At 66.4% G+C, this 16,563-nt stretch carries 16 protein-coding genes; 3 read left to right on the plus strand and 13 right to left on the minus strand.

Annotated features, from left to right (window positions below; genetic code table 11):
* Nucleotides 1-93: 93 nt before the first annotated feature.
* From V8683_RS09720 to V8683_RS09760, 9 genes are all read right to left on the minus strand, one after another.
* Nucleotides 94-444, minus strand: coding sequence for a hypothetical protein (locus tag V8683_RS09720; RefSeq protein ID WP_411189011.1), 351 nt, complete (start codon nt 442-444; stop codon nt 94-96).
* 140 nt (nt 445-584) lie between these two features.
* Nucleotides 585-1,826 carry a beta-ketoacyl-ACP synthase II gene (fabF, locus tag V8683_RS09725; protein WP_411189010.1) on the minus strand — a complete coding sequence of 414 codons (1,242 nt, stop codon included), beginning with the start codon at nt 1,824-1,826 and terminating at the stop codon, nt 585-587.
* Between the two features lie 209 nt (nt 1,827-2,035).
* Nucleotides 2,036-2,275, minus strand: coding sequence for an acyl carrier protein (gene acpP / locus V8683_RS09730; RefSeq protein ID WP_004197638.1), 240 nt, complete (start codon nt 2,273-2,275; stop codon nt 2,036-2,038).
* A gap of 156 nt (nt 2,276-2,431) precedes the next feature.
* A complete protein-coding gene (fabG, locus tag V8683_RS09735) occupies nt 2,432-3,181 on the minus strand; it encodes a 3-oxoacyl-ACP reductase FabG (RefSeq protein ID WP_411189009.1) in 750 nt (249 codons plus the stop codon).
* A gap of 70 nt (nt 3,182-3,251) precedes the next feature.
* Nucleotides 3,252-4,190, minus strand: a complete 939-nt coding sequence (gene fabD, locus V8683_RS09740) for an ACP S-malonyltransferase (protein ID WP_411189008.1) — start codon at nt 4,188-4,190, stop codon at nt 3,252-3,254.
* Nucleotides 4,191-4,324: 134 nt separating this feature from the next.
* Entirely contained in the window at nt 4,325-5,314 is a 990-nt protein-coding gene (locus V8683_RS09745) for a beta-ketoacyl-ACP synthase III (protein WP_411189007.1), read from the minus strand.
* A complete protein-coding gene (gene plsX / locus V8683_RS09750) occupies nt 5,314-6,420 on the minus strand; it encodes a phosphate acyltransferase PlsX (RefSeq protein ID WP_411189006.1) in 1,107 nt (368 codons plus the stop codon). The genes V8683_RS09745 and plsX overlap by 1 nt, the downstream gene beginning before the upstream one ends.
* A gap of 147 nt (nt 6,421-6,567) precedes the next feature.
* Nucleotides 6,568-6,747, minus strand: coding sequence for a 50S ribosomal protein L32 (rpmF, locus tag V8683_RS09755; protein WP_018441573.1), 180 nt, complete (start codon nt 6,745-6,747; stop codon nt 6,568-6,570).
* A 131-nt stretch (nt 6,748-6,878) separates the two neighbouring features.
* The gene (locus V8683_RS09760; protein ID WP_411189005.1) at nt 6,879-7,526 is read right to left on the minus strand and encodes a DUF177 domain-containing protein; all 648 of its coding nucleotides are present in this window, start codon (nt 7,524-7,526) and stop codon (nt 6,879-6,881) included.
* A 337-nt stretch (nt 7,527-7,863) separates the two neighbouring features.
* On the opposite strand from V8683_RS09760, the gene V8683_RS09765 reads away from it, so the two are divergent.
* Together V8683_RS09765 and V8683_RS09770 are read left to right on the plus strand one after the other, a co-directional pair.
* Entirely contained in the window at nt 7,864-8,511 is a 648-nt protein-coding gene (locus V8683_RS09765; protein ID WP_411189004.1) for a Maf-like protein, read from the plus strand.
* On the plus strand, nt 8,508-9,227 hold the full coding sequence (locus V8683_RS09770; protein WP_411189003.1) for an SAM-dependent methyltransferase: 720 nt from the start codon (nt 8,508-8,510) through the stop codon (nt 9,225-9,227). Before V8683_RS09765 ends, V8683_RS09770 begins: the two co-directional genes overlap by 4 nt.
* A 102-nt stretch (nt 9,228-9,329) precedes the next feature.
* Here the strand turns inward: V8683_RS09770 and V8683_RS09775 are convergent, their stop codons facing one another.
* From V8683_RS09775 to V8683_RS09790, 4 genes are read right to left on the minus strand one after another with little or no spacing between them, the layout of a single operon-like run.
* Entirely contained in the window at nt 9,330-10,346 is a 1,017-nt protein-coding gene (locus tag V8683_RS09775) for a S49 family peptidase (RefSeq protein ID WP_411189002.1), read from the minus strand.
* A 15-nt stretch (nt 10,347-10,361) separates the two neighbouring features.
* Entirely contained in the window at nt 10,362-10,754 is a 393-nt protein-coding gene (locus V8683_RS09780) for a Rieske (2Fe-2S) protein (RefSeq protein ID WP_411189001.1), read from the minus strand.
* Nucleotides 10,751-11,410, minus strand: a complete 660-nt coding sequence (locus tag V8683_RS09785) for an HAD-IA family hydrolase (RefSeq protein WP_411189000.1) — start codon at nt 11,408-11,410, stop codon at nt 10,751-10,753. Before V8683_RS09785 ends, V8683_RS09780 begins: the two co-directional genes overlap by 4 nt.
* Nucleotides 11,411-11,468: 58 nt before the next feature.
* Nucleotides 11,469-12,512: an RluA family pseudouridine synthase gene (locus V8683_RS09790; protein WP_411188999.1), complete on the minus strand. Its 1,044-nt coding sequence runs from the start codon at nt 12,510-12,512 to the stop codon at nt 11,469-11,471.
* 852 nt (nt 12,513-13,364) lie between these two features.
* On the opposite strand from V8683_RS09790, the gene V8683_RS09795 reads away from it, so the two are divergent.
* The gene (locus V8683_RS09795) at nt 13,365-16,523 is read left to right on the plus strand and encodes an Rne/Rng family ribonuclease (protein ID WP_411188998.1); all 3,159 of its coding nucleotides are present in this window, start codon (nt 13,365-13,367) and stop codon (nt 16,521-16,523) included.
* Nucleotides 16,524-16,563: the final 40 nt, after the last annotated feature.

The raw sequence follows: 16,563 nt of genomic DNA on the forward strand, positions 1-16,563 counted from the left end.
GGGCACCATTGTAGCGCCCCCCACCCCCCGTCACGTTACGCGAGTAACAGCCGTTACAGTCGTTACAGCGACCGGCGCGGCGCAAGAAGGCGCTCAGCGGCCGGCCGCGCAGCGCGCGCGGACCGCCAGTTCACGAAAGGCGGCACGCCCGACCGCGTCGGCAGCGACGAGCACCGTGGCACGCCGCGCCGCGTCCTGCACCGACAGCGCGAGCAAGGCGCTTCCCCACTGCGACGCGCCCGTCAGGCGCCCCTGAAACAGGCAGGCACCGGCGTTCGAATACGTCGCGAACGAATCTGGCCCGATTTCAAGGGCCGCCGGCTGTCTGCGGCGCCAGGCCGCGACCGACAAGCCACAGGCAGCCAGAATCGCCAGTGCGGGCGGCACGGCGCGCGCGGGACCGAACCATGGAGCCAGCGCCGTCCAGACGGCCGCCGTCGCCACGGCGATACCCGCTGCGAGAACGCAAAAAAGCGTGGGGGAAAGGCGCAAGACAATTCGCGGCGCACTTTCGCGCCGCGAAAGAAAGGCGGGATCGCGGCCGTCCGGGCTTGCCGGCGCGGCCGCTTGAGGGTCTGTGCGCGTCAAGCGTGGCGCTTGAAGACCAGCGTGCCGTTCGTGCCGCCGAAGCCGAACGAGTTCTTCAGCGCGATGTCGATCTTCATGTCCCGCGCGGTGTTCGCGCAGTAGTCCAGGTCGCATTCCGGATCCTGGTTGAAGATGTTGATCGTCGGCGGCGAGATCTGGTTGTGCACGGCGAGCACCGTGAACACCGACTCCAGACCGCCCGCGCCGCCGAGCAGGTGCCCGGTCATCGACTTCGTCGAATTCACGACGATGTCCTTCGCGTGGTCGCCGAACGCGCGCTTGATCGCAGTCGTTTCCGCGAGGTCGCCGAGCGGCGTCGAGGTGCCGTGCGCGCTCAGCCAGTTCACTTCGCTGGCGTTCACGCCCGCGTTGCGCATCGCCGCCAGCATGCAGCGGCGCGCGCCGTCACCGTCTTCGAGCGGCGCGGTCATGTGATACGCATCGCCGCTCATGCCGTAGCCGGTGACTTCCGCGTAGATCTTCGCGCCACGCTTCTTAGCGTGCTCGTACTCTTCGAGGATCATCACGCCCGCGCCCTCGCCCAGCACGAAGCCGTCGCGGTCCTTGTCCCACGGACGGCTCGCCGTTGCCGGATCGTCGTTGCGCTGCGAGAGCGCACGCGCCGCCGCGAAGCCGCCGATACCGAGCGGCGAGACGGTCGATTCCGCGCCGCCCGCGATCATCACGTCGGCGTCGCCGTACTCGATCAGGCGCGAGGCCTCGCCGATGCAGTGCAGGCCGGTCGTGCAGGCCGTGACCATCGACAGATTCGGGCCCTTGAGGCCGTACTTGATCGAAAGGTGGCCGGAGATCATGTTGATGATCGAGGCCGGCACGAAAAACGGCGAAATACGGCGCGGGCCGCGGTTGAGCAGTTCGGTCTGCGTGATCTCGATCATCGGCAGGCCGCCGATGCCCGAACCCACCACGACGCCGACGCGCTCCGCGTTCTCTTCGGTGATCTCGAAGCCGCTGTCCTGCATCGCCTGCATGCCCGCGGCGATGCCGTAATGGATGAACGTATCCATGTGACGCGCTTCTTTCGCCGGGATGTAATCCTCGATGTTGAAGCCCTTCACTTCGCCGGCGAAGCGGGTCGAGAAGTTCGTGGCGTCGAACTTCGTGATGTTGGCGATACCGGACTTGCCGGCGACCAGATTGGCCCAGCCGTCGGCAACATTATTGCCAACAGGCGAAATCAGCCCCAGGCCTGTAACAACAACTCGACGGCGGCTCACGATAACCCCTTTTCCATAGATGACAAAAGCAAAAGCCACAGAGGCCACAGGAAATGCTCCTGTGAGCCCTGTGGCTAGTTGACCGGCAATGGCCCTGCAGCAGGTGCGGGCGTGTGCGGGTTCACTGGCGTATGTCCTCTCGGGCCGCTCGCGCCGCAGCGGCGCTGGCCCCTACGAGACAACTGCGGACAAATAGCGCCTGAATGTCCTTAGGCCTTGACGTTCGCGCGAGCGTAGTCGATGGCCTGCTGGACCGTCGTGATCTTCTCGGCTTCCTCATCGGGAATTTCCATGCCGAATTCGTCTTCGAGGGCCATCACCAGTTCAACGGTGTCGAGCGAGTCGGCGCCCAGATCGTTCACGAACGAAGCCTCGTTCTTGATTTCGGCTTCCGCGACGCCCAGTTGCTCGGCGACGATCTTCTTGACGCGCTGTTCGATGTTGTCCATTACCCCTCCAAGGGAAAAAAGTTAGCTCATGAATGCGAGTGCGCGCATTTTAGCAGGTTTGAACTGGCAGAAAAGCGGCGCTCGAGGTTCCGGATGGCCTGGGTCTGCGACCGCACCCATCAGGTATATCAAGGCGCGGATAGTACCCGAATCCGGTTAAGACATATACATGCCACCGTTCACATGCAGCGTGGTGCCGGTGATGTATCCCGCCTGCGGCGACGCGAGGAACACGACCGCATGCGCGATATCGTCCGGGCTGCCAAGGCGGCCCAGCGGAATCTGCTGCTTGAGCGCGGCCTGCTGCTCAGCCGGCAGATCCTTCGTCATGTCCGTGTCGATGAAGCCCGGCGCGACGCAGTTCACGGTGATGCCGCGGCTGCCGATCTCGCGCGCGAGCGCGCGCGTCATGCCGGCCACGCCTGCCTTCGCCGCCGCGTAGTTGGCCTGGCCCGGGTTGCCCGACGAACCGACCACCGACGTGATGTTGATGATGCGGCCCGAACGCGCCTTCATCATCGGACGCAGTACGGCGCGGGAAAGGCGGAATACCGACTTCAGATTGGTGTCGATCACGGCGTCCCACTCGTCGTCCTTCATGCGCATTGCAAGGTTGTCCTGCGTAATGCCCGCGTTGTTGACGAGAACCGCAAGGCCGCCGAATTCCTTCACCGTCGCATCGATCAGCGCTTCGGCCGCCGTTGCGTCGTTGACGTCGAGCACGGCGCCGCGGCCCTTGAGGCCTTCCGCCTCGAAGGCCGCGCCGATGGCCTGCGCGCCCGCTTCGCTCGTGGCGGTGCCGATCACCATGGCGCCCTGGCGCGCCAGTTCGATCGCGATCGCCCGGCCGATGCCGCGCGAGGCGCCCGTCACGATGGCGGTCTGGTTGTCGAGAGTCTTTTCCATCTGTCTATTTCTTGAATCCGTTACGAGTGTGACCCGGGATGACTCGGAAAGCCGTTCAGCCGCTAACGACTTAGCCGGCGACGAGCGCGAGTGCTTCTTCGAGCGATTTCGGGTCGGCCACCGACGCACCCACGAGGTTGCCGTCGATACGCTTCGTGAGGCCCGCCAGCACCTTGCCCGGACCGCATTCGATCAGATGCGTGACGCCCTGCGCGGCAATCGCCTGCACGCACTCCACCCAGCGCACCGGACCGGCGGCCTGGCGCACGAGCGCTTCGCGAATGGCTTCGGGATCGGTTGCGAACGCCACGTCGACGTTGTTCACGACGGGGATCGACGGCGCATTGAGCTTCACGTTCGCGAGATAGTGACGCAACTGGTCCGATGCCGGCTTGAGCAGCGAGGAGTGGAACGGCGCGGAGACCGGCAGCGGCAGCGCGCGCTTCGCGCCCTTCGCCTTGGCGACTTCGCAGGCCTTTTCGACCGCGCCCTTATGGCCTGCGATCACGACCTGCGCCGGCGCGTTGAAGTTGACGGCTTCGACCACGCCGCCCGTAGCCGCAGCGGCTTCCGCGCAGGCGGCACGCACGGTGTCGTCGTCGAGGCCCAGCACGGCGGCCATGCCGCCCTCGCCCACCGGCACGGCGCTTTGCATCGCCTGCGCGCGAAAACGCACGAGCGGCACCGCATCGCGGAAAGCCAGCACGCCGGCCGCGACGAGCGCCGTGTATTCGCCGAGGCTGTGACCCGCGACGACGGCGGGCGCCGGACCACCCGCCTGCTGCCATGCGCGATACACGGCCCAGGCGGCGGTCAGCATGACCGGCTGCGTATTGGTGGTGAGGTTCAGTTCGTCGGCCGGACCTTCTGCGATCAGCTTGCCAAGATCCTGATTCAGCGCGTCCGACGCTTCCTGCAGCGTTTCGCGCACAACGGCGCTATCGGCAAAAACATCGAGCATGCCGACGGCCTGCGAGCCCTGGCCCGGAAAAACAAATGCGAATTTCATAGCGTCCCCAATTCGGTCAGTTCAGATGGGCGGCGCACCGCGACCTGGCGCGCGCGAGGCGTGCGACCTACCGCCTCGAACGTGCGCCCGCCGGCCGCGCAAGGAATGGCGCGGCGTGCGTAGCCCGGTCGAAATCAATAGCGGATGACGGATGCGCCCCACGTGAAGCCGCCACCGACACCTTCGATGAGTACGTTCTGGCCGCGCTTGATGCGGCCGTCGCGCACCGCGACATCGAGTGCGAGCGGAATGGACGCCGCCGACGTGTTGCCGTGCTCGCCCACCGTCACCACCATGCGTTCGGCAGGCAAGCCGAGCTTGCGGCAGGTGCCCTGCATGATGCGGATATTGGCCTGGTGCGGAATCAGCCAGTCGATCTGGTTGGCGCTCAGTTGCGCCTTGTCGAGAGCCTCGAGCGCGACCTTCTCCAGCACGTTCACGGCAAGCTTGAACACGGCCTGGCCGTCCATGTACAGGAAGGCGTTGCCGGCAATCACGCCGCCGTTCACGTTGCCCGGCGTGCAGAGGATGTGCGCGTAGCTGCCGTCGGCGTGGAGGGCGCTCGACAGCACGCCCGGTTCCGAGGATGCCTGCAGCACGATCGCACCCGCGCCGTCGCCGAACAACACGCAGGTGGTGCGATCGTTGAAGTCGAGAATGCGCGAGAAGGTTTCCGCGCCGACGATGAGCGCCGTGCGGTGCTGGCCGCTGCGGATCAGGCTGTCGGCGATCGAGACCGCGTACGCAAAGCCCGCGCACACGGCCTGCACATCGAACGCGGCGCCCTGATTGCGGATGCCGAGCTTGTTCTGCAGCAGGCAGGCCGTGCTCGGGAACACGAAATCGGGCGTGGACGTGGCGACGATGATGAGGTCGATCGACTGCGGATCGACGTCGGCCGCGGCGATGGCGCGCTGCGAGGCGGCCAGCGCGAGATCGCTCGTCGTGACGTCGGAAGCGGCGAAGTGGCGCGCGTGGATGCCCGTGCGGGCAACGATCCACTCGTCGCTCGTCTCGACGCCCTTCGCGGCGAGACGCTCAGCCAGTTCCTGGTTGGTGACGCGGTCCGGCGGAAGATAGCTGCCCGTGCCGAGCACGCGGGTATATAGAGTCGATTGAGCCATTATGCCTTCGAGGAAGATGCGGTGCCGGGCGGAATCTCGCCCGCGGCCTGAGCGCCGGGCTGGCTGTCGCCGGACCCGCCGGCCGCCTGTTCGAGCGAACCGGCGTTCTCGTCCATGGCGCGAGCGAGACGCTCCAGCACGCCATTTTTGACGGCATCATACCCGCGTTTGATCGCCCACTCAAACGCGTAGGCGTCCGCGGAGCCGTGGCTCTTGATGACGACGCTCTTGAGTCCCAACAGCGCCGCGCCGTTGTACTTGCGGGGATCGAACCGCTTCTTGTAGCTCAGCAGCACGGGCATCGCGACGAGCGCGGCCAGCTTCGTGAGCCAGGAACGGCCGAACTCTTCCCTGAGCCCCTTCGTGAGCATGTCGGCGAGGCCCTCCGACGTCTTGAGCGCGACATTACCAACGAAACCGTCACAGACGATCACGTCGACGGTGCCCTTGTAAATGTCGTTGCCTTCGACGTTGCCGCGGAAGTTCAGCGTGCTCGCGCGCAGCAGTTCGCCCGCACGTTTGATGGTCTCGTTGCCCTTGATGATCTCTTCGCCGATGTTCAGGAGGCCGATGCTTGGCCGCTCCTTGTTTTCGAGCGCAGCGACGAGCGCGTGTCCCATCTCGGCGAACTGCAACAGATGCTGCGGTTCGCAATCGACGTTCGCGCCAAGGTCGAGCACCGTCGTATAGCCGGTGGTCACGTTCGGCATCGGAAAAGCGATCGCGGGACGTTCGATGCCGGGCAGCGTCTTGAGCACGTAGCGCGACACGGCCATCAGCGCGCCGGTGTTGCCCGCCGAAACGCAGGCCTGCGCCTCGCCGTCCTTCACGCGGTTGAGCGCGACGCGCATCGACGAATCTTTCTTCTTGCGCAGCGCGACTTCGACCGGGTCGTCCATTTCGACGACCTCGGTGGCGGGAACGACCGTGAACGCAGGGTTATCCAGCGCCTTCAGCTTCTTCAACTGGGCGCGGATCGCCGACTCGACGCCCACGAGCAGCAGATGCGCGTCGGGGTGCGAGCGGACGAATTTGACTGCGGCAGGCACCGTCACAGACGGTCCGTGGTCGCCTCCCATGCAATCTATCGTGAGCGTAACAGTCATGGAATGCGACGGATTTCAGGCACAAAAAAGCGGCAGTTGAATGCCGCCTTTTTTGCCGAGCCGAAAAATTGTCAAGCGAACGGAATCGCCATGCACAGCACCGCTCGATGATCCTGCGGATCAAGCGGGCGCCGCACAGTGGAACGATTAGTCGTTCTTGGTCTTGACGACTTTCTTGCCGCGGTAGTAGCCGTTCGGGCTGATGTGGTGACGCAGATGCACTTCACCCGTGCTCGGCTCGACAGCCAGCGGAGCGCCCGTGAGGAAATCGTGCGAGCGGTGCATGCCGCGCTTCGACGGCGACTTCTTGTTTTGTTGAACTGCCATGATAACTCCTGAGAATTTCGCGAATTCTAACACAACCCGATCCGACCGCCGCCACCCAAGGGGTTGGCAGGACTCCCGGAGGGGGCCTACGAATGGGTACTACGATGTACTGCGCGCCACCAGCAGCAGCGTTAGTGCTTGCTGCCGGGACCGTCCTTCTTGAGCGATTCGAGCGCCGCAAACGGGTTGACGCGCTCTTGCGTCTCGATTTCCTGCTCCGGCACGTCGTCCACGGAGTCCACGCCTTCCGCGCCGTCGGCACCCGAGGCGAGGCTTTCGTGCACCGCCGGACAGATTTCGTGCTTCGGCACGAGCGGCAGCGAGAGCAACAGCTCCTCTTCGATCAAGTCGACGAGATCGAAATGGCGCGAGCCCACAATCACATCGACGTCATCGTCGTCGAGCGGAAACTCGTCCGCCTCTTCTTCCGTCTGGACGATACGGAAGACCGGGTCAGCGTCGAATGCCTGCTCGTAGGGAGCAAGGCAACGCTGACACGTAATCCATGCGCTACCGTGAACCGCAAGCCGCAGATACGGTTGCGGTCCTTCGGTGCCGTCATCCTGCAATTCCGCCTGGGTGAACCCTGCCGCCTGCCACGTAAAAACTGTGTCGCGATCTGGCGCGTCCGCCGCGACTTCGTTTAACATGCGCGGCAGCTGCGAGAGACGCACGGCTCCTGCAGCTTCCCGGCCGCTGCGCGCGAATTCGAAGAGATCGAGATCGCGTGGGTTAAGCGAAGCGATGGCGCCTGCGGGCTTGCCAGTGAGTTCGGTCATTGTGCGCTCCTGCGTCGTTGCCTACGCGCCAGTCTCGCGCGTGTCGCAGCGCCTGGCAAGCCGCGCTTGCGAACTGCGCCTCTTTTAAGCCTGACTGGCTCGCGAGGCGTGCAAGCCCTGCAGCGCTTTGCCGCCGGCCATTCCGCCACAGCCCACCCCACGAAGGGGCAAGAAAAAGAGGCGTGCGAAACGCGCGCACCGATGAAAAGCCCAAAATCATAACGCCTTTATCTTTTGGAGTCAAACACTTAACGGCTTGCACGCAAGTGCCTGTGCGGGCAGAGTTTTCCCTTCTAGCACCCTCTCTATCCGCCCCTCTTTCTACGATCAACCGAACATGCAGGACTTATCCCCTACGGACCGAGGCGCCGCCCCCTCCCCGAGCCGCCCCGCGCTGATTCTCGCGTCCAGCTCACGCTACCGCCGCGAACTGCTGGAGCGGCTGCGCATTCCGTTCGACACCGCGGTGCCCGCCGTCGACGAAACGCCGCACGCCGGCGAAACGCCGGAAGCCACGGCGCTGCGACTCGCGCAAGCCAAAGCCCGCGCCGTGGCGAGCGCGCTGCCCGCCACGGCCGGCCGCACGCTCGTGATCGGCTCCGACCAGGTGGCAACCTTCGACGGCAAGCAGATCGGCAAGCCCGGCACTCATGAGCGCGCGCTGGCCCAGTTGCAGTCGATGCGGGGCCGCGAGGTGCTTTTCCATAGCGCGCTCAGCCTGCTCGACACCGCTACTGGCCAAACGGATACGGTCGATGTCGTGACGAAGGTGCGCTTCCGGCCGCTCTCCGATGCGGCGCTCGACGCCTATCTGCGCGCCGAACAGCCCTACGACTGCGCAGGCAGCGCGAAGTCCGAGGGCCTCGGCATTGCGCTGCTCGAGGCGATCGAATCCGACGACCCCACTGCGCTGATCGGCCTGCCGCTCATCGCGCTCACGCGCATGCTGCTCACGGCGGGCTACCCGCTGCTGGAGGCCCGATGACCGGTACGCTCTATCTGATTCCGAACACGCTCGGCGACGGCGACGAGGCCGCGCTCGCGGCCGTCCTGCCTGCTCCGGTGCGCGAGCGCGCGGGTACGCTCGCGAGCTATATCGGCGAAAACGCCAAGACGACGCGCGCTTTCCTCAAGCGGGTCGGCACGACGCGCCCGATCCAGGAAATCGAGATTCGCGAACTGAACGTCAACACGCCGCCCGCCGAGATCGACAAGCTGCTCGCGCCGCTCCTCGCGGGGATCGACACAGGTCTCGTCTCGGAGGCGGGCGTGCCCGCCGTGGCGGACCCCGGCGCACTGCTCGTGCGGCGGGCACACGAGCGCGGCATCAAGGTCGTGCCGCTCGTGGGGCCCAGCTCAATCCTGCTTGCGCTGATGGCCTCGGGCCTGAACGGCCAGAGCTTCGCGTTCCACGGCTACCTGCCCGTCGATGCGAACGAACGCGCGAAGAAGGTGCGCGAGCTGGAACAGCACTCGCGCAAGGCGAAGCAAACGCAGATCTTCATCGAAACGCCCTACCGCAACCGGACGATGCTCGATGCGCTACTCGCGAGCTGCGCACCCTCGACGCTCGTGTGCGTCGCCGTCGACCTCACGCTGCCGACGGAAACGATCGTGAGCCGAACAGTGGCCGACTGGAAGAAAAAGCCCGCACCCGATCTGCACAAGCGGCCGGCCATCTTTCTGCTCCTCGCCGCCTGACGCGACCGGGGCAACGCGACACAACGCGAAGTCGCTACCCCAAAGCGCAACGGCCACCCGCGCACGAGGCACGGATGGCCGTTCATCGCAAAAGCCGCGGTTCTAGTGGACAGCGACCTGGCCGCTCGCGATCAGCGCGTGCATCGCGGCCGAGCCCACTGCCGTGCCGAAACGCTTCGCGACGCGGTCGGTGAGGCTCTGCTTGACCGTGTAATCGACGATATCGGGCGCCTTGATGACCTCGCGCGCCACGTAGTCGGTGTCGCCAAAGCCGTCTGCCAGACCCAGTTCCACGCTCTTCTCGCCCGTCCAGAAAAGGCCCGAGAAAAGGTCGGGCGTATCGTGCAGACGCTTGCCGCGGCCGGTCTTCACGGCGTCGATGAACTGCTGGTGGATCTGATCGAGCATGTCCTGGGCGTGGGCGTCCATCTGCGGCGTCTCCGGCGAGAACGGGTCGAAAAAGCCCTTGTTCTCACCCGAAGTATGCAGGCGGCGCTGGATCCCGAGCTTGTCCATGAGACCCGTGAACCCGAAGCCGTCCATCAGCACGCCGATCGAACCCACGATGCTCGCCTTGTTCACGTAGATCTTGTCGGCGGCAGCGGCAACGTAGTAGCCGCCCGACGCGCACATGTCGCCCACCACGACGTAGAGCGGGATCGCCGGGTACTTCTTGCGCAGCCGCAAAATTTCGTCGTTGATGATGCCCGCCTGCACGGGGCTGCCCCCGGGGCTGTCGATGTGCAGGATCACGCCGGCCGTGCCGTCGTCGTCGAAGGCGCTGTCGAGCGCGCTGTTGATGTCTTCGGCGTTCGCGCTCGTATCGGCGGCGATCTCGCCGTCGAGCGACACGAGCGCCGTGTGGCGGCTGTCGCCCTCGACGCGCGCGCCGGAAAGGTCCAGCACGCTCCATGCAATCACCAGCAGCACCGCGAGGAAGGCGAAGCGGAAGAATATTCTCCAGCGCCGCGCCGCGCGCTGCTCGTGGATCGCCGCCAGCGCGATACGCTCGAGCGCCTCGCGCTCCCAGCCGGGCGCAGACGCATTGCGGTCAGCCGCGCTTTCAGCCGATTTGGGGCGGACCGGTTCGTTCGATTCAGGGGTCGGATTGTCGGACATGCGAGCGGTGCGTGGTCAGGGTTGGGTCGGGCGCAGATCGCCATCGGGAAGCCAGAATACCGTACGGCCCTCGGGCGTGTCCCGTTCTTCGACACGCACGGGCCGCAGGCGGCCGCCGCGGCATGGTCCGCCCACGCATTTGCCGGTGTCGGGCTCGTAGATCGCGCCGTGCGTCGCACACATCAGGTAGAGGCCGGACGACTCGAAGAACTGGCCCTCGACCCAGTCCAGCTCCATGGGCACGTGAGCGCAGCGATTCAGGTAGCCGTAGACCTCGCCGCCATAGCGAACGAAGAACACCACCGCGTCGCCGCCCACGTAAGTGGCGTTCATGCGCTGGCCTGCGCCGCCGTCGAGCAGCGCCTCCGCGGCACAAATTCGCACCGGATCGATCAGCGCTTCCGTCATGCGTGCTCCCGCAGCCAGGTGGCCAGCGCCGCCACATCGGGGGCGATGTAGCGCGGCTCCAAGGTTTCGAGCGAACCCGCCGCGTGCGCGCCATATGCGACGCCCACACCCGCCACCCCCGCGTTGATCGCCATCTGCAGGTCGTGTGTCGTGTCGCCGATCATCAGCGTGCGCCCCGGATCCTGCCCCAGTTCGCGCGTCAATTCGTGAAGCATCGCCGGATGCGGCTTCGAAAAGGTTTCGTCGGCGCAGCGGGTGCCGTCGAAAAGGCTCGTGAGGCGCGCCTCGTCGAGCGCGCGGTTCAGCCCGACGCGGCTCTTGCCCGTCGCCACGGCCAGCAGGTAACCGACCTCGCGCAGCTCGACCAGCATCTCGCGCACGCCGGCGAAGAGTTCGGTCTTCTGCTCGTTGAGCAGGTAATGCACGCGGTAGCGCTCGACAAGACGCGGGTAGTCGGCCGTATCGAGCGTGGGCGCCGCAATCTGCAGCGCCTCGCGCAGGCCGAGGCCGATTACATAGCTCGCCGCTTCGTCGCCGGGCACAGGCAGCCCCAGGTCGCGGCAAGCCGCCTGGATGCTGCGCGTGATGTGGGCCGTCGAATCCATCAGCGTGCCGTCCCAATCGAACACAATCAGATCAAATTGCTCTCTGGCCATGCGGTGCTTCTCCAAACGTATTGTTCTATTCGGGTTGCGCGGCAGGCCTGCCCGCGTCTCACCCCTGTTCTCGCCCCTGTTCCGCACCCGCGTCACCTTCGGCGCCGTCGCGCTGCGCGCGCAGCGACTCGACGAAGCGGCGGCACTCGGCGGGCAGCGGCGCCTCGAACTGCAGCGTCTCGCCCGTGATCGGGTGCGCAAGCTTCAGCCGGTACGCGTGCAGAAACATGCGCTTGATGCCGGGACTGGCGGCCGGGCGCGCGAGCGCCTTGTTCAGCGCGAAGTCGCCGTATTTGGCGTCGCCGACGATGGGCAGGCCGAGATGCGCCAGATGCACGCGGATCTGGTGCGTGCGGCCCGTCTTCAGCTCGGCTTCGAGCAGAGCGTACTCCGGCCAGCGCTCGACGAGGTTGAAAACCGTATGCGATGGCTGGCCGTCGGGCTGCACGCGCACGCGCCGCTCGCCTTCCGGGGTCAGGAACTTGTGCAATGGCTCCTTCACCACCCGGCGGCGGCCCCAGTCGCTCGCCCAGTCGCCGTGGACGCAGGCGTAGTAGCGCTTGTCCATCCGGTTTTCGCGGATCTGCTCGTGCAGGCCCACCAGCGCCGCGCGCTTCCTGGCCAGCATGAGGACGCCGGAGGTCTCGCGGTCGAGCCGGTGCACCAGTTCGAGGAACTTCGCATGCGGCCGCGCCTCGCGCAACTGCTCGATCACGCCGAACGCCACACCGCTGCCGCCATGGACCGCCACGCCCGCCGGCTTGTCGATCACGAGCAGCGCTTCGTCCTCGTAGAGCACCGGAAATTGGGCGGCCGGTACCGGCACGGGCGCGGCGGCGCCGGCGTCGGTCTGCGCCGTGCGGATGGGCGGCACGCGCACCACGTCCCCAAGGACAAGCCGATATTGGGCATCGATCCGGCCCTTGTTCACGCGGACTTCGCCGCTGCGCAAGATCCGGTAGATATGGCTTTTGGGCACGCCCTTGCAGACGCGCAGGAGGAAATTGTCGATGCGCTGACCGGCCGAGCCCTCATCGACTTCGACGTAAGAAACCTGGTCGCTTGCGACCTGATTCTGGGATATTTTGCCTAACCCTTTCATTCTGAATATAATTTGCCCAGCGCTCGCGCGAAGGTCGACCGAACGGCTAAAAATCCGTCGGGTCCCGAAACCGCGCCGCCTGCGCTGGCAGCAAGCGATAAACCGTTATTTTACTTGCGCCCGGGGCGAGTTGCTTACCCCGAAAGCTGAGAAGCAACGAGTTGCACGCACGGAAGTTCGCATCGGCAGGGACGGCGCCCACAGGCACGTTCGGTTGACAGCGGGCTCCGACGGTAACGGAAGGTTGGTATAAAGAATTCATCCGGCGAATCCTGCCGCACGGTCGAAGTGGCCGTCGAGAGGACGCGCCGGTGGCGAATAACGGCGAGCGCCCGAAGCGTCCTGCGTAACGTGCGGGACAAGGCGACGTCAACAATGGCGAGACACCCCGAGGGGGAAGACGGGCGTTACCTGAAAGCTTCCCGTGCGCGGCCGGCCGGTTTGAAACCGGCGGTCGCGAAACTGATCCGGCCAGCAGCGCGCGCGGTTCGCCGCTGCGGTCGATGCCGGTTGTACTGGTCGCGGCCGTGCGTTCCGATGCCCTGCATCGCGCACCCGGCGCCCGGATGGGAAGCGCAGGTATTACGCGTCGTCGCGCTCCCGCGGCAACTCGCGCCGCTTGTTGAAGCCGTATTCGCATGAGCCCCGCGGTCCGTCCGGGCATGGCAGCCATCGTGCTGCGCATCGCTCCGGCCAGACCCACTGAAGGCAATTCTCCCCGCCATCGTTCCTGCTCCCGCGTGCTTGTGAAAACACGATAAGGCGCGGCATGCCGCTGCCCGTCCAGGTGCCGCCCGGCCTTTCGCCCGGCACCGCGACGGACTGCGCGCGAAGCCGCTCTGGAGCCGTTCAATGAAACGAATGCTGTTCAACGCGACGCAGCAGGAAGAGCTGCGCGTCGCCATCGTCGATGGACAGAAGCTGATCGACATCGACATCGAAACCGCCGGGCGCGAACAGCGCAAAGGCAATATCTACAAGGGCGTCATCACCCGCATCGAGCCGTCGCTCGAAGCATGTTTCGTCAACTACGGCGAAGACCGCCACGGCTTCCTGCCGTTCAAGGAAGTCGCCCGCCAGTACTTCCGTGAAGGCGTGGACATGCGCAGCGCGCGTATCCAGGACGCCCTCAAGGAAGGCCAGGAACTGATCGTCCAGGTCGAGAAGGAAGAGCGCGGCAACAAGGGCGCCGCCCTCACCACGTTCATCTCGCTCGCCGGCCGCTATCTCGTCCTCATGCCGAACAACCCGCGCGGCGGCGGCGTGTCGCGCCGCATCGAGGGCGACGACCGTCAGGAACTGCGCGAAACCATGGCGCAACTCCAGTTGCCGGACGGCATGAGCATCATTGCGCGCACGGCCGGCATCGGCCGCTCCGCCGAAGAGCTCCAGTGGGACCTGAACTACCTGCTGCAACTGTGGCGCGCGATCGAAGCCGCCTCGCAGGCCGGCCAGAGCGGTCAGCCGATGCTGATCTACCTGGAATCGAGCCTCGTGATCCGCGCGATCCGCGACTACTTCCAGCCCGACATCGGCGAAATCCTCATCGACACCACCGAGATCCACGACCAGGCGCGCGCCTTCATGGATATCGTGATGCCGGACAATGTCAACAAGGTGAAGCGGTACCACGACGACGTGCCGCTTTTCTCGCGCTTCCAGATCGAGCACCAGATCGAGACGGCGTATTCGCGTACCGTCCCGCTGCCCTCGGGCGGCGCGATCGTGATCGACCACACCGAGGCGCTCGTCGCCATCGACGTGAACTCGGCGCGCGCCACCAAGGGCGCCGACATCGAGGAAACCGCCGCGCGCACCAACCTCGAAGCCGCCGACGAAGTGGCGCGCCAGTTGCGTCTGCGCGACCTGGGCGGCCTGATCGTGATCGACTTCATCGACATGGAGTCGGCCAAGAGCCAGCGCGAAGTCGAGCAGCGCCTGAAGGACGCGCTGCGCCACGACCGCGCGCGCGTGCAGATGGGCAAGATCTCGCGCTTCGGCCTCATGGAGCTGTCGCGCCAGCGTCTGCGCCCCGCTCTCTCGGAAGGCAGCCACGTTACCTGCCCGCGCTGCAACGGCACGGGTCATATCCGCGATACGGAATCGTCGGCGCTTCAGGTCCTGCGCATCATCCAGGAAGAGGCGATGAAGGAAAACACCGCGGCGATCCACTGTCAGGTGCCGGTCGAAGTGACCGCCTTCCTGCTGAACGAAAAGCGCTCGGAAATCAACAAGATCGAATCGCGCTTCAAGGTCGCCGTCGTCCTGATCCCGAACAAGCATCTGGAAACGCCGCACTACAAGCTCGAACGCCTGCGTCACGACGACGCGCGCCTCGACGACCCGCGTGCCTCGTGGAAGATGGCCGAGGAAGCGGCTCGCGAACTTGAATCGGAAACGGGCTACAGCAAGCGCACCGCCGAAGCCAAGCCGAAGCAGGAAGCCGCGGTGAAGGGCATTACGCCGGAGCGTCCGGCGCCGAGCGCGCCGGTCAAGCCTGCCGAAGCTGCGCCCGCGGCCGCTCAGGTCGCTGTCACGCCGGCCGGTGGCGGATTCTTCGGCTGGGTCAAGCGCCTCTTCGGCAACGCACCGGCCGCGGTTCCCGCACCGGCGCCGGCCGGGCAGGACAAGGCAGCCCGCCCGGCGCGCGAAGTGCGCGGTGAGCGCGGCGAGAAAGCCGGCGGCGATCGCAACCGCAATCGTCGTTCGGGCGGCCGCGATGCGGCTGGCCGCGGCGAAGCGGCGGGCGGTGCACGTGCCGGCCAACCGTCGGCGCGCCGCGAGGAACGCGAACCGCGTGAAGGACGCGAGGGTCGTGCACCGCGCGAGGGACGCGAAGGCCGTGAGCCGCGTGAAGCCCGTGAGGGGCGCGAAGGCCGCGGCGAGCGCGAACAGCGCATCGAACGCGTGGAACGCGGCGAGCACCGCGCCGACCAGGCAGAAGCCGCCGCACCGCGCGGCGAGCGCCAGGAACGGGGTGAACGTCAGGAGCGGAGCGAACGCCGTGAGCGCGGCGAACGGGGCGAACGCCGCCGTACGCAGCAGACCGAAGCCGCCGAGGCCCAGGAAACGCGTCTCGACGCCGCCTCGGTCGAAAACACCGGCGCCGTGCTGACGGAAGGCGTCGCGCAGGGTGCCGGCGATGACGACGCGGGCGCACCGCGCGATGGCGAGGAACGCCGCCGCCGCCGTCGCGGCCGCCGTGGCGGCCGTCGCGAGCGCGAGACCGAAGGTGTCGCCGACGTAAGCGCGGAAGGCGCGCAGGACGATGCCGCCGAAGCCGCAGCGCCGGCGGAAGCCGAACACGCCGCAGACGTTGCCGCGCCCGTTGCCGCACCTGCGGAAGCCGCAGCCGAAGCACCGTCGTCGGATGTCGCCGTGCACACGATCGTCGCCGAATCGGTGGTCGTGACTGCACTGCCGGAAGCGGCGCAAGCCGTCGTGACCCAGGTCGAAGCGCAAGCAGTCGAGTCGGAAGCACCGGCGCAAACGCAAGCGGAAGCGCCGGCGCAAGTAGCGCCGGTCGAGCCCGTCACGCCGGCCGTTGCCGAACCGGTTGCGCCTGCCGCTGCAGAAGCGACCGAGCCGGTGGCCCCCGTGGCCGAAACCGCACCGGCCGCGCCGACCCCGGCTGAAACACTTGCTACCCGGGAAGACCGGGTAGAAGCCCCGGCGGCTTCGCAAGCCATCGAGCAACCGGTGGAACACCCGGCGCTGCAAGCGGTTGAGCCAGCAACGCAACCTGCAGCCGAACCCGCCGCAGCCGCGCCGGTGGCGCAAGCCCCGGCCCGTCCGGCCGCCGCGGCCACGCTGTCGGCCGAGACGCTGGAGCCGATGCTGGCCGCCGCCGGCCTCGTCTGGGTCAACACCGACAGCGGCAAGCTGCACGCCGCCCAGGCCGCGGCGGCATTGATCGTGAAGCCGGCGCGCGTGCCGCGCGAGCGTAAGGCGCTGCCGCCGGCCGATACGACGCCGATGCAGCAGGTCGAAACGAACCATCAGGCGCAGTAAGGCCTGTCCGGCCGGGAGATGCCGGGCGTCACGCCTGGCA

The sequence above is a fragment of the Paraburkholderia sp. AV2 genome, from assembly GCF_054968425.1.